General features: G+C 72.0%; 10 protein-coding genes. 5 read left to right on the forward strand and 5 right to left on the reverse strand.

Annotation, left to right across the window (positions count from 1 at the left end):
* Nucleotides 1-110 precede the first annotated feature (110 nt).
* Nucleotides 111-1,475 (forward strand): DUF3500 domain-containing protein, encoded by a 1,365-nt coding sequence (locus OG607_RS27310; protein WP_405728778.1) that lies wholly within the window; start codon nt 111-113, stop codon nt 1,473-1,475.
* A 15-nt stretch (nt 1,476-1,490) separates the two neighbouring features.
* On the opposite strand, the gene OG607_RS27315 is transcribed toward OG607_RS27310, so the two are convergent.
* The 4 genes from OG607_RS27315 to OG607_RS27330 all read right to left on the reverse strand — a co-directional run bounded on the left by OG607_RS27315 (nt 1,491) and on the right by OG607_RS27330 (nt 6,470).
* Nucleotides 1,491-2,318, reverse strand: coding sequence for an SAM-dependent methyltransferase (locus tag OG607_RS27315; protein ID WP_405728781.1), 828 nt, complete (start codon nt 2,316-2,318; stop codon nt 1,491-1,493).
* A 106-nt stretch (nt 2,319-2,424) separates the two neighbouring features.
* On the reverse strand, nt 2,425-4,464 hold the full coding sequence (locus OG607_RS27320) for an MDR family MFS transporter (protein WP_405728784.1): 2,040 nt from the start codon (nt 4,462-4,464) through the stop codon (nt 2,425-2,427).
* The gene (locus tag OG607_RS27325) at nt 4,461-5,738 is read right to left on the reverse strand and encodes a hypothetical protein (RefSeq protein WP_405728787.1); all 1,278 of its coding nucleotides are present in this window, start codon (nt 5,736-5,738) and stop codon (nt 4,461-4,463) included. The genes OG607_RS27320 and OG607_RS27325 overlap by 4 nt, the downstream gene beginning before the upstream one ends.
* Nucleotides 5,739-5,792: 54 nt before the next feature.
* Complete coding sequence (locus OG607_RS27330; protein WP_405728790.1) at nt 5,793-6,470, reverse strand: MerR family transcriptional regulator; 678 nt, start codon at nt 6,468-6,470, stop codon at nt 5,793-5,795.
* Nucleotides 6,471-6,536: 66 nt separating this feature from the next.
* On the opposite strand from OG607_RS27330, the gene OG607_RS27335 reads away from it, so the two are divergent.
* The 4 genes from OG607_RS27335 (at nt 6,537) to OG607_RS27350 (ending at nt 10,288) form a co-directional block, all read left to right on the forward strand.
* Complete coding sequence (locus OG607_RS27335; RefSeq protein ID WP_405728793.1) at nt 6,537-8,048, forward strand: flavin-containing monooxygenase; 1,512 nt, start codon at nt 6,537-6,539, stop codon at nt 8,046-8,048.
* Entirely contained in the window at nt 8,045-8,968 is a 924-nt protein-coding gene (locus tag OG607_RS27340) for an alpha/beta fold hydrolase (protein ID WP_405728796.1), read from the forward strand. The genes OG607_RS27335 and OG607_RS27340 overlap by 4 nt, the downstream gene beginning before the upstream one ends.
* Entirely contained in the window at nt 8,965-9,849 is an 885-nt protein-coding gene (locus tag OG607_RS27345) for an SDR family oxidoreductase (RefSeq protein WP_405728799.1), read from the forward strand. Before OG607_RS27340 ends, OG607_RS27345 begins: the two co-directional genes overlap by 4 nt.
* A 196-nt stretch (nt 9,850-10,045) precedes the next feature.
* Nucleotides 10,046-10,288, forward strand: a complete 243-nt coding sequence (locus OG607_RS27350; protein ID WP_405728802.1) for a hypothetical protein — start codon at nt 10,046-10,048, stop codon at nt 10,286-10,288.
* 56 nt (nt 10,289-10,344) lie between these two features.
* On the opposite strand, the gene OG607_RS27355 is transcribed toward OG607_RS27350, so the two are convergent.
* Nucleotides 10,345-13,653 (reverse strand): S41 family peptidase, encoded by a 3,309-nt coding sequence (locus tag OG607_RS27355; protein WP_405728805.1) that lies wholly within the window; start codon nt 13,651-13,653, stop codon nt 10,345-10,347.
* Nucleotides 13,654-13,712: the final 59 nt, after the last annotated feature.

Below are 13,712 nucleotides of genomic sequence, written 5' to 3' on the forward strand. Positions count from 1 at the left end.
ACACGGGGGGTGCCGCTGCGCGCGGGCAGCTACTCCGCGCACGAACTCTCACAGCCCGCTGACAGGCTCTCTTCAGGGGTCATTTACATCCGTCGTGGAATTTGGGCTGCATGCATGGACACTCCCCCCGCACCCCTGAAACCGAGCGCAGCCGCCGCTGGTTCATGAACAAGTCGCTGCTCGTCGGCGGTGTCGCCGCAGTGGCGACCATGACCGGCTGCTCCAAGAGCTCCTCCGGTTCGACGAGCTCCTCCGCCGCGCCCAGCGGGGGGATGCCGTCCGGCGGCCCCGGGGGGATGGGACCCGGGCAGAGCGAGGTCAAGTACGCCGACTTCAAGGGCTTGACCACCGACGGCAAGATCGTCGATGACCTGTACTCCATTCACTCCACGGGAGTGTCCACGGACGCGGTGGTCAAGGCCGCGCAGGCCTTCCTGGACGGGCTCTCCGCCAAGGAGCGCCGGTCGTGCACCTTCGACGTGGACGACGACGAGTGGCTGGCCTGGAGCAATGTCGACGGGTACGAGCGCAAGGGCGCCCGGATGGGCGACATCACGGCCAAGCAGCGCGCCCTGGGCTACGCGCTGCTCGGCGCGGCCCTGTCGGCCGACGGGGTGACCCAGACCCGCAACATCATGAAGCTCAACGCGTTCTTGGGCGACTACAGCGGCGGGGGCAGGGAGACGCTCACGGAGGGCGCCTACTTCTTCACCTTCATGGGCACCCCGTCGACGACGAAGCCCTGGGGCTTCCAGTACGAGGGCCACCATGTGGCCATCAACTACTTCGTGCTGGGCGACCAGGTCGTCATGACGCCGACCTTCATGGGCTCCGAGCCGACCTCGGCCACGTACAAGGGCGAGAAGATCACCCTCTTCAAGCCGGAGACCACGGCCGGTCTGACGCTGCTGCGGTCACTGACCGACGCGCAGCGCGCCAAGGTCATTTCCTCGACCGTGCAGAAGAGCGGCGACGACATGAAGGCCGGCGCGGGCCAGGACAACGCCAAACTCGCCTTCGAGGGTCTGGCCGGATCCGAACTCACCGCCGCGCAGAAGGAGAAGCTCCTGGACCTGGTGCGCGTGTACGTCGGCTACATGGACGACGGACACGCCGGGGTGAAGATGAAGGAGGTGGAGGAGCACCTGGACAAGACCTACTTCTACTGGCTCGGCGCGACCAAGGACACCTCCGCCTTCTACTACCGCGTCCACAGCCCGGTGGTGCTCATCGAGTACGACGCCCAGTCCCCGCTCGCGTACGGCACCACGGCGGGCGCCGGCGGCGGGGCCCAGCCCAGTGGCCAGCCGTCCGGGGGCCAGCCGACCGGCCAGCCCTCCGGGGGCATGGGCGGCGGCATGGGTGGCCCGGGCGGGACGCCGACGCAGCAGCACATCCACACCATCATCCGCACCCCGAACGCCGGGGACTACGGCGTGGACCTGCTCAAGCTCCACCTGGAGAACGACCACTGAGGGCCGCTGTCGCTGTCAGGGCTTGACGGCCAGCCCGGCGGCGATCAGGCGCTCCCAGACGGTGAGTTCGAGCGGCGGGGTGGCCGGGCGCCACTCCGCCGCCGGGACGATGCCCGGGGGTAGGACGGTGAGGCCGTCGCCGAAGAGGGCGAGGAGTTCGTCGTCGGTGCGCCAGCGGCCCCGGCCGAGGGAGGCCTGCAGGACCTGCTGCATGTGGGCGCTGCGGGGGTCGTTCTCGCTGCGGAAGTGGCTGATGAAGACGTAGCTGCCGGAGGGGACCCGGTCGTACCAGAAGCGGACGACGCCGGCCGGGTCCTCGTCGTCGTTGAGGTGGTGCAGGACCGCGCTGAGGATGATGGCGACCGGCTGCTCGAAGTCGATCAGGTCCCGGACGGCCGGGTTCTCGTAGATGGCCTTCGGCTCGCGCAGGTCGGCCTGGACGACGGTCGTGTTCTCGTTCTCCTCCAGCAGCGCGCGGCCGTGGGCGAGGACGACGGGGTCGTGGTCGACGTAGACGACGCGGGACTCCGGTGCGTGCCGCTGCGCGACCTGGTGGACGTTGTCCGAGGTGGGGAGGCCGCTGCCCATGTCCAGGAACTGCCGCACGGGGGTGTTGACGACGATCTCACGGATGGCGCGGCCCAGGACGGCGCGGTTGTCGAACGCGATCGTCTGCGAGCCGGGCAGGTCCTTGATGAAGTGGTCCGCGAGCGCCCGGTCCGCGGCGTAGTTGTCCTTGCCGCCCAGCAGGTAGTCGTACGTGCGGGCGATGCTCGGCTTCGTCTGGTCGACGCCGGGGATGTCGGTGGGGCTGTCGGTGCGCGCGTCGCTGCCTTCGGCCATCGCGGCTGTCCTTCCGGGTCCTGGTGTACGGCTGAGGTCACTCTATGCGATGACGTACGCAAGGACCGCTGTGATCAGGGAAGTTGACGGACCCGCACACCGCGCGTCAGACCGCTGTCCGCTCCCGGTTGGTCTGTTCCTCCTCCAGCAGTTTGGCCGCGATGTTGTTGATGGCCCGGTCCAGCAGGGCGCGGTCGGAGGGGTCGGTGACCGTCCAGTCGTCGAGGCGGGTGTCGAGCCAGCGGCGCCAGGCGGCGTGGAGGCGGTTGAGCTCGGCCTGGCCGGCGGGGGTGAGGTCGAGGTGGTCGGTGTTGAGGGTGGTGGCATAGCCGGAGGCGACGGCGTCGGAGAAGACGGGCTGGAGGACTTCGGGGGGCATGCGGTGGGCGAGGGCGATGGCGGGGAGGGAGGCGTCGCCCTGGAGGCGGGTGCGCCAGTGGATCTGGCCCAGCGCCCAGGCCTGGGCGGGGGTGAGGGCGGAGCCGGAGTCGGTGAGGATCTGGCGGGAGACGGGGGCCTCGGCCTTGGCGCGGCGCATGACGCCGGCGATGGCGCGCTCGAGCTGTTTGACGGCGTCGGGGGAGTCGGGGGCGGAGAAGCCCTCGCCCATGTCGGAGGCGCCGGCGCGGGCGGAGTCGCGCAGGGGGACTTCGCGGAGGAACCAGGAGATGACGAAGCCGCCGAGCGCCACCGGGACCACCCACTGGAAGACGTAGTTGATGGTGTCGGCGTACGCGTCGATGATGGGCGCCGCCTGGGCGGCGGGGAGCTGCTTGAGCGCGGCCGGGGACTGGACGGCGGCGGCGTCGACGCCGGGGACCTCGGCGAGGGCGGCGGCGAGGTTGGGGCCGAGCTGGTTCTGGTAGAGGGTGCCGAAGATGGCGGTGCCGAAGGAGCTGCCGAGGGTGCGGAAGAAGGTGACGCCGGAGGTGGCGGAGCCGAGTTCGGCGTAGGAGACGGTGTTCTGGACGGCGATGGTGAGGACCTGCATGGCCAGGCCGATGCCGAGGCCGAGGACGAACATGTAGAGGGATTCCAGCCAGGCGCCGGACGACCTGTTCATGGTTGACATCAGGTACAGGCCCAGGGCCATCACCGCCGTTCCCATGATCGGGAAGATCTTGTAGCGGCCGGTGCGGCTGACCACCGTGCCCGAGAGCATGGACATGCCGAGGAGGCCAACCACCATGGGGAGCGTGCGGATGCCCGAGACGGTCGCGGAGACCCCGTCCACGTACTGGAGGTAGGTGGGGAGGTAGGTCATCGCGCCCAGCATCGCGAAGCCGACGATGAAGGACAGGGCCGAGCAGACGCTGAAGACCGGGTTGCGGAAGAGATGCATCGGCAGCATCGGCTCGGCGGCGTGCAGTTCCACGAACACGAAGGCGGTGAGCAGCGCGACGGAGCCGATGAACAGGCCGATGATGACGGCCGAGCCCCACGCGTACTCGTTGCCGCCCCACTCCAGGGCCAGCACCAGGCCGCAGGCGCCGAGGGCGACCAGGACGATGCCCGCGTAGTCGATCAGCGGGCGGACGGCGGCCTTGACGGAGGGGATCGTACGGGCCGCCATGGCGACCATGACGATGGCGATGGGGACGTTGACGTAGAAGCACCAGCGCCAGGACGCGTGGTCGGTGAACAGCCCGCCCAGCGTCGGGCCGACGACCGTCGTGACGCCGAAGACCGCGCCCAGCGCGCCCTGGTACTTTCCGCGTTCGCGCAGCGGGATCACATCGGCGATCAGCGCCATCGCCGTGACCATCAGACCGCCGCCGCCGAGGCCCTGGATCGCGCGGGCGACGATCAGCAGGAGCATGCTGTTCGCGGCGCCCGCGATGACCGAGCCGCCGACGAAGACCACCGCGCTGACCTGGAAGACCACCTTGCGGCCGAAGAGGTCGCCGAACTTGCCGACCAGGACGGTCGAGACCGTCTCGGCGAGGAGGTAGGCCGTCACCACCCACGCCATGTGCCCGGCGCCGCCGAGGTCCGCGACGATCGTCGGGAGGGCGGTGGAGACGATCGTCTGGTCGAGGGCGGCGAGCAGCATACCCAGGACGATCGTGACGAAGACGACGTTGGTCTGGCGGCGGGTGAGGGAGGGCGGCGCGGCGGGGGCTGATGCGGCGGTTGTCGTCGTCATTCGGCCCGGCTCCACGCTGCCGCGAATACCGCCACCGCCGCCACCGCAGCGCTCACCAGCAGCGCCGTGGCCGTGGCCCGGCCCAGCGTGGTCGGGTTCGGGTCGAGGATTCCGCTGGTGATCGCCCCGGTGACCGCGACACCGGCCGCCGCCCCCAGCTGACCGGCCGCCGGATGCGCGTCCTTCACCGGGGCCAGCCCGGCGCCGGCGAGCGCCAGGCCGATCAGCGTCAGCGGGTAGTACGCGCCCGGGCCCAGCCCCGTGCAGGCGGTGAGCGTCAGGCCGATGGCCGCCAGTACCGCGCCCGCCATCGGCGGGAAGGGGAGGAAGCGGGCGCCCAGTGCGCCTGCGGCCAGGGCGAGCGTGAACAGCGCGGCTGTGACGGCGGGCAGGCCCCGGCCGTGCGCGACGGCCGGGGCCTGGAGGTAGGTGAGCAGTACGTAGAGCGCCGCGATCACCGCGAAGTGCAGCAGGAACGCGGCGACGGGGGAGGGCGAGAGGTCCAGCTGCGGGTCGTCCGCGTGCTCGCGCTCCCACCGGAGGAACAGGGTCAGCGCGAAGAAGGCGACGGCGATCAGGATGAGGACGCGGGCGGAACTCCACTCCCAGGCACTGGCCTGGTTCACGACGGTGTACGCCGCCAGCAGACCCGGGATGAGGAGGGCGAGGGGCGTGTAGTGCTCGTTCGCCACGCGCTCGGCGGCGTCTTCTGCTGCCGGTTGTTCTTCCGGTGGTGCCAGCGTGATCGCCGCCAGCGCCGCCGCCGCGACCGGCAGGGACAGCCAGAACACCCACTGCCAGTCCAGCGCCGAGGTCAGCACCCCGCCCAGCAGCGCGGCGGCGGGCACGGCATACGCGATGCCGTAGGTGATTCCGTACGGCGCGGCATACGGCATCGCATACGGCATCGCGTACGGCAGCACCATCGCGCCCGACACGCCCTGCAGCGCCCGCCCGATCAGCAGCGCCGCGCTGTCCGGCGCGGCGGCGGCGACCACGGCGCCCGCGATGAACACCACCATGCCCGCCTGCGCCAGATGCGACGGCCCTGCCGGGCCGAGCTGCACGGCGGCCTTCCTCGCCGGCCAGATCAGCATCCCGCAGAGCAGCGCCGCCAGGCCCACGGCGGTGTTCGTGGTCTGGCCGGACAGGCCCAGCCCGAGGGCCATCGCCGGGGCGGCGGCGATCAGCGCGACCGCGAACAGCCAGTAGGTGGCGGCGGCCAGGTAAGGCCCGTAGGTGCCGCACGCACGGTGGAGCCGCTGGTCTGGCATGGGTCCAGCTTCGCTTGGGGCGGGGTGCGGTGCCCGTCCGTGCGGCCGTCCGGGCTACGCCCGGTCCAACTCGTCGCGCAGCGCGCGGTCCATGGCCAGTGCCAGCTCCGCCTCGACGATGTCGCGGACCAGGGGCCGGAGGCGGGCGATGGCCTCGCCGAGGTCGGTGTCGGGGAGGACGTGCGTGCGGGCGAGGTCGATGAAGAGGGCGGCGAGGGAGTCGAGGCGGGTGCGCATGGCGCGGCCGGCGGCGAGGACGTCGGCCAGCGGGATGCCTTCGCGGACGAGGGCGGAGGACGCTTCGAGGAGGCGGCGGGAGACGTGGACGACATCGTCGCCGTCGACGGCGAGGTAGCCGATGTCGAGGGCGGTGGCGAGGTTGTCGGCGGTGGCCTGGTCGGCGTAGTAGTCGGCCAGCGCCTCCGGGGTGAGGCGGACGGGGCTCTCCTCGGACCAGGGGGTGGCCAGGGCGGCGTCGAGGCCGAGTACCTCGGCGACGTCGCGGCCGCTCTCGGCGGCGGCGAGGAGTTCGGCGATGCCGCCGAGGGTGTGGCCACGGGCGAGGAGGCCGGTGATGGTGCGCAGCCGCGCGAGGTGGTGCTCGTCGTACCAGGCGATGCGGCCTTCGCGGCGCGGCGGGGGGAGGAGCTTGCGCTCGCGGTAGAAGCGGACGGTGCGCGGCGGGATGCCTGCCGCCGCCGCGAGTTCCTCCATGCGGTATTCCGTTGCCACAGATGCAGCCTACGGGTCCGTGCGCGGGGTCTACCGCTGGTAACGGTCTTGGCCTACCCTCCAACCATGCCAGTGATTGCTGGCGCGGTTGGAGCGGAGGCGGCAGTGACCGAACACGTGCGGGTGGCGGTGATCGGATCGGGGTTCGGCGGCCTCGGCGCAGCCGTGCGGCTGCGCCGCGAGGGCGTCACGGACTTCGTGGTGCTGGAGCGGGCCGGCTCGGTCGGCGGGACGTGGCGGGACAACGACTATCCGGGCTGTGCGTGCGATGTGCCGTCCCATCTCTACTCGTTCTCGTTCGCGCCGAACGCGGCCTGGCCGCGCGCCTTCTCCGGCCAGCCGCACATCCGGGCGTACCTGGAGCAGGTCACCGACACCTTCGGGCTGCGCCCGCACCTGCGCTTCGACACCGAGCTGCTGCAGGCGAGCTGGGACGACGAGCGGCGGCTGTGGCGGCTGCGTACGTCCCAGGGCGAGCTGACCGCCGACCTCGTCGTCTCCGCCACCGGCCCGCTGTCGGACCCCAAGCTGCCGGACATACCGGGGCTGGACGGCTTCCCCGGGGCCGTGTTCCACAGCTCCCGCTGGGACCACGACCTCGACCTGAAGGGCAAGCGGGTCGCGGTGGTCGGCACAGGCGCCTCCGCGATCCAGATCGTGCCGGCCATCCAGCCGGAGGTGAAGTCGCTGACGGTCGTGCAGCGCACACCGCCGTGGGTGATGCCGCGCGTGGACCGTGGCATCAACAAGGCCGAGCAGTGGCTGCACGGACAGATCCCGGCGACGGCGAAGGCGCGGCGCGGACTGCTCTGGCTCCTGCGGGAATTCCAGGTCGGGGCGTTCGTCAAGCGCCCGCGCCTGATGAAGGCGGCCGAGCAGCTCGCGAAGAACAACATGCGCAGGTCGGTCAAGGACCCCGCGCTGCGCATGAAGCTCACGCCCGGCTACACCATCGGCTGCAAGCGGATCCTGCTCTCCAACACCTACTATCCGGCGCTCGCCCAGCCCAACACCGAGCTCGTCGCCTCCGCCCTCAAGGAGGTGCGCGGCTCGACGATCGTCATGGCCGACGGCACCGAGCGCGAGGTCGACGTCATCGTCTTCGGGACCGGATTCCATGTCACCGACATGCCGATCGGCGACCGCGTCGTCGGCGCGGACGGGCTGACGCTGGCCGAGCACTGGAAGGACGGCATGGCCGCGCTGCGCGGCTGCACGGTCGACGGCTTCCCGAATCTGCTGCTGATCATCGGCCCCAACACCGGGCTCGGCAACAGCTCGATGATCCTGATGATCGAGTCCTCGCTCAACTACGTCGCCGAGTACCTGAAGGCGCTGGACGACACCGGCGGCGTCGCGCTCGACGCCAAAGCGGAGGCGGTGCGCTCCTGGAACGGCGAGATGCAGCGCCGGATGTCCCGGACCGTCTGGACCACCGGCGGCTGCGACAGTTGGTACCTGGACTCGGAGGGCCGCAACACCACGGCCTGGCCGGGCACGACAGCCGAATTCCGGCGCGCGACGCGACGGCTGAAACTGGAGGAGTACGACGTGCTGCAGGGAGCCGCGACCTCATGACCATCCACACTCTCCCGGCGGCGCGGCGTACGGACTTCGTACGCTCGGCGGACGGCACGCGGATCAACGTCGAGGAGTACGGGCCGCAGGACGCTCCCACGGTCGTCCTCATCCACGGCTGGACCTGCAAGACGCTCTTCTGGGCCCCGCTCATCCACGAACTGGGCGGAGAATTCCGCGTCGTGGCCTACGACCAGCGCGGCCACGGCCGCAGCGAGACCCCCGGGCCCGGCGGCTACAGCACGGACGCCCTCGCCGACGACCTCACGGCCGTACTCGACGCCTTCCTGGGCGACGACGAACGGGCGGTCATCGTGGGCCACTCCATGGGCGGCATGACCGCGATGGCCGCCGGCGACCGCCCCGCAATCCAGGCCCGTACGGCCGCCGTCCTGCTGGCCAGCACCGGCAGCGGACGGCTCCTCGCCGAGACCGCCGTCCTGCCGCCGCGAGTGCGGTCCGCGCGCCTGCGGCGGGCCTTCCACCGCTTCCTGCTGGTGTCCACGGCACCCCTGGGGCCGTCCACCCCGCTCACCCGCGCCGCGCTCAAGTACGGCGTCCTGGCGGCGGGTACGACACCCGAGCAGGTCGCCTTCACCGCCCGCATCGTCCACGCCTGCGGCCGCCGCGCCCGAGCCGGCTGGGGCCGCGTGCTCGCCGAGCTCAATCTCGACGCCGGCATCGCCGCCCTCAGCGCCCCCACGGCCGTCCTCGTCGGCACCGCCGACAAGCTCACCCCGCCCGTGCACGCCCACGGCATGGCGGCCCGCCTGAGCAACTTCGCCGGGCTCACCGAACTGCCCGGGCTCGGCCACATGACCCCGATCGAGGATCCCGCCGCCGTCGCGGGCGTCGTACGGTCGCTGGTGCGCGAGCACCTCGCGGAGTCCCGGTCCGCCGAAGAGGAGACCACCGCATGAGCGCTTCACTGCAGGGTCATGTCGTGGTCGTCACCGGTGCCGCCCGGGGCGTCGGCGCCCTGCTCGCGTGCAAACTCGCCGCGCGCGGCGCCCGGCTGGCGCTCGTAGGCCTTGAGCCCGACGAGCTGAAGGCGGTCGCCGAGGGCATCGGATCCGAGGCCGCCTTCTGGGTGGCCGACGTCACGGATCGCGACGCGATGACGCGGGTCGCGGCCGAGGTGACCGAGCGCTTCGGCCGGGTGGACGCCGTCGTCGCCAACGCGGGTGTGGCGACCGGCGGTCCTTTCCTGGACTCGGACCCTGCTGCCTTCGAGCGCGTCATCCAGGTGAATCTGCTCGGGAGCGTGACGACCGCCCGGGCCTTTCTGCCGGCTCTCCTCGAATCCAGGGGATACCTGCTGCAGATCGCCTCCCTGGCCGCGATCGCTCCGGCGCCCATGATGACCGCGTACTGCGCGAGCAAGGCCGGCGTCGAGGCCTTCGCCCACTGCCTGCGCGCCGAGGTCGGCCATCGCGGGGTCAAGGTGGGCGTCGGATACCTGAGTTGGACCGACACGGACATGGTCCGCGGCGCCGACGAGGACGACGTGATGCGGGAGGCCCGGTCCAAGCTCCCGTGGCCCGCCAACCGTACGTATCCGCTGGACCCGGCGGTGGAGCGGATCGCGGTCGGCGTCGAGCGCCGGTCCGCCCACGTCTACGCCCAGTGGTGGCTGCGCGGCATGCAGTCCGTACGCGGCTACCTGCCCGGGCTGATCGGCGGGGCGATCGGCCAGCGCGAGATGCGGCGCCTCGCACCCCGTATCGCCGCGGCGGGCGGCATGCGGCGCGGCCTCGTCGGCCGCGGCGGCGAAGCGGACGAGCGGGGCCGCGCGAAATAAGCCCGTCCGGCGTTTGAGGACACGCCCGCAGGGGGTCCGGGGGCGTAGCCCCCGGCGGGTGCGGGCGGAGCCCGGCAGGCGACGCCAACGGGTGCGAGAACCGCCCCTGAGCTGGCTAAAGTCGCACAACGTGCGCAACCCGCGACGCCGTGTAACTCTGGTTCGGGCCCATCCCACACATCCCAGAGGAGTGATCATGGGCAAGAACGACCCGATGAAGGGCAACGCCGGCGACTACGCCAAGAAGGCGCAGCAGAAGCGCGGCGTGCAGGACCCGCTCAGCGACATCGACATGGACGACGACATGCTGGCGGACCCCAGGGACCCGCAGGAGCCGAAGGGGCCGCAGCGGACGGGGCGTCCGTCGGACGAGTCGCAGCGGAGGAACCGCGGCCAGGAGTCGATGGACGAGCCGACCGAGGACCGCTGGGACATGTGACCTCAGCAGCATGAGGAAGGGGCGCGCCCGCCAAGGGCGCGCCCCTTCCGCCGTGTTCAGGCACGTGGCGGGAGGGCGCGCGGCGGGAGCGGGGGGCGGCGGCGGTCGGGGCGGCCGGAGAGGCCGGGCGGGGTGGAGGCGGGGTGCTTGGCGAGCAGGTCGAGTGCCGTGCGGACGGCGACGTCCATCTCGATGTGACGGCCTTCGGCCCAGTCCAGCGGCGTGCGCAGGGAGGGGATGTCGGGCTCGACACCGTAGTTCTCGACGGACCAGCCGTAGGCGTCGAACCAGGCGGCGTTCATCGGCACCGTGATGACCGTGCCGTCGCCGAGCTTGTGGCGGCCGGTCATGCCGACGACGCCGCCCCAGGTGCGGGTGCCGACGACGGGGCCGACCCCGAGGAGCCGGAAGGCGGCGGTGATCATGTCGCCGTCGCTGGAGGTGGCTTCGTCGCAGAGGGCGACGATCGGCCCGCGCGGTGCGCTGCTCGCGTAGGAGACGGGCTGGGCGTTTCGGGTGTGGTCCCAGCCGAGGATCCTGCGGGTGAGCTTTTCGACAACGAGCTCGCTGATGTGGCCGCCGGCGTTGCCGCGTACGTCCACGATCAGGGCGGGGAGGGCGACTTCCATCCGCAGGTCGCGGTTGAACTGGGCCCAGCCCGAGCCGCCCATGTCGGGGATGTGGAGGTAGCCGCACTGGCCGTCGCTCAACTCGCGTACGACGTCGCGGCGTTTGGCGACCCAGTCCTGGTAGCGCAGGGGCCGTTCGTCGACGAGGGGGACGACAGCGACCCGGCGCGGCGGGCCGGCCTCCTGGGACTCCGGGGCCTCCTGGGACTCCGGGGACTTCGGGGAGGTGAAGGTCAGCTCCACCGTCGTGCCGCCGGCGGCGGCCAGGAGGGGTGCCGGTCCGGCGACGGGGTCGATGGGGCGGCCGTCCACGTGGGTGAGGGCGGAGCCTTCGCGGATGCCGGTGCCGGCGAGGGGGGAGCGCGCCTTGGAGTCGGAGGACTCGCCGGGGAGGATGCGGGAGACGACCCAGGAACCGTCCTGCGCATGCGTGAAGTTGGCGCCGAGGAGGCCAATGGGGCGCTGGTAGTGGGGCGGGCCCTCGTTCCGGCGCGCGGGGGACACGTACGCGTGGGAGGTGCCCAGTTCGCCGAGCACCTCGCGCAGCAGATCGGCGAACTCGTCCGGGGAGGCGACGTGTTCGACCAGCGGGCGGTACTGGTCCAGGACGGCGGGCCAGTCGATGCCGCACATGTCGGGGGCCCAGAAGTAGTCGCGGATGATGCGCCCGGCCTCGTCGAAGGCCTGGCGCCATTCCGCCGCCGGGTCGGCGTCGTGGAGGATGCGGCGCATGTCGATGTAGACGGTGGAGTCGAGGTCGCCGGGCTCGGTGGCGGGGAGGGCGGTGAGGTCGCCCTCGTCGTAGACGACCAGGCGGGAGCCGTCGCCGCTGACGCGGTACCAGTCCATGTGGTGGATCAGCTCGGTGCGCTTGGACTTGGCGAGGTCGAAGTACTCGAGGCTGGGGCGGGCGGAGGGGTCGGTCGGGTTGACGAAGGTCTCGCCGAGCGCGCCGGAGATCGGCCAGCGCTGCCAGACCAGGCCGCCGCGTACGGGTTCGAGCGAGCTGTACTTCGAGGCGGGGACGGGGAACGGGGTCACCCGGCTCGGCAGGCCCTCCGCCTCCACCGCGACCGCGCCGCTGCCGGTCTCGACGGGGTCGAGGCCGCCGGTGGGCGGGCGGCCCTCGACGGGAAGGGCGAAGGGCGACGGGGTCGCGGAGTTGAGGGGGACGAGGTAGGGGCGGCAGCCGAGGGGGAAGGAGAGGTCGCCGGTGTGGACGTCGTAGACGGGGTCGAAGCCACGCCAGGAGAGGAAGGCGAGGTAGCGGCCGTCGCGGGTGAAGACGGGCTGCTCGTCCTCGAAGCGGCCGTTGGTGACCTCGATGACGATCTGTTCCTCCGTGAGCTTCGCGATCCGGATCTGGCGCAGGCTCCGCCCGATGACGGGATGCGACCAGGCCAGCCACGCCGAGTCGGGGGAGAAGGCCAGATCCCGCACCGGGCCGTTCTCCGAGCGGGCCAGCTCGACGACGGTGCCGCTGCCGTCCTCGACGGCCACGTCCACCAGCAGCAGCCGCCCGTCGTTCGACGCCACCGCGAGCGTCTCCCCGTCCGGTGACGACACCAGTTCCTGTACGCGGCCGAGCCGTCCGGCGGCGAAGCGCCGCGCGGGCGCCGACGATGCCGCCGGACGGCCCGGCAGGTCGGCGATCTCGATGGCGTCCTCGCCCTCCGCGTCCGTGACGAAGGCGATCCGCCCGGTCTCCCCGAGCATCTCGGGCAGCCGGACCCGCGCCCCCGGCTCGTCGGCGATGGTGCGGGCCGGGCCGTCGCGGTGGGTGAGCCAGTACAGGCTGCCGCGTACGCAGACCGCGCTGGCCCGGCCCGTACGGTCGCAGGCCAGCGAGTCCAGGTGCGAGGCGGCGGGGACCTGGTACGGGCGGCGGCCGGCGCGGGGGCCGCCGAGGCGTACGTCGAGCCGGCGGGGGACGGCGGCGGGATCGGCGAGGTCGTCGACGAGCCAGAGCCCGCCCGCGCACTGGTAGACGACGCGGGAGCCGTCGGTGGCGGCGCTGCGGGCGTAGAAGTCGGCGTGGTCGGTGTGGCGCCGCAGGTCCGAGCCGTCCGGCAGGACCGAGTACAGATTGCCCACGCCCTCGTGGTCGGAGAGGAAGGCGATCCGGCCGCCCACGAACATCGGGGACTCCAGGTGGCCGTCCAGATCCGGCACCAGCCGCGTGCCGTGCAGCCACAGCCGTCCCGTCGCCCCGCCCCGGTAGCGCTTCCAGGCCGCGGGCTCGTGCGGCGGGGTGCCGGTGAGGAGCAGCGTGCGGTGCTCGCCCTCGTCGGTGTCGTGGACGGCGATGTCGGAGACCGGGCCCCAGGGCAGGCGGCTGCCGGGGCTGCCGTCGACGGCGAGGTTGTAGGCCCACGAGAAATAGGAGAAGGGCTGGCCGTGCGAGGAGACGGCGAGGATCTGGCCGTCGGGCGTCCAGCCGCGTACGCGCGTGTCGAAGCTGCCCCAGTAGGTGAGGCGCCGCGCCGGGCCGCCGTCCACCGGGGCGAGGTGGATCTCCGGGTCCAGGCTGCGCCAGGTGGTGAACGCGATCGACGCGCCGTCCGGCGAGAAGCGCGGATGGCCGACCCGGGTGCGGTCGGCGGTGACCCGCCAGGCGCGGGCGGGGGCGGCGCCGGGGGCGGCCAGCGGGGCCACCCAGATGTCGTCCTCCGCGGCGAAGCACAGCAGATCGCCGTGGACATGCGGAAACCGGAGATATGCGCCGTCTTCGCTCACGTACCCATCGTTCGGGGCCTGGGGAGTGCCAGCAACTTTTGCGCCCCGGAAGGCATCCG

It is taken from the genome of Streptomyces sp. NBC_01537, from assembly GCF_045040445.1.
GTDB lineage: Bacteria > Actinomycetota > Actinomycetes > Streptomycetales > Streptomycetaceae > Actinacidiphila.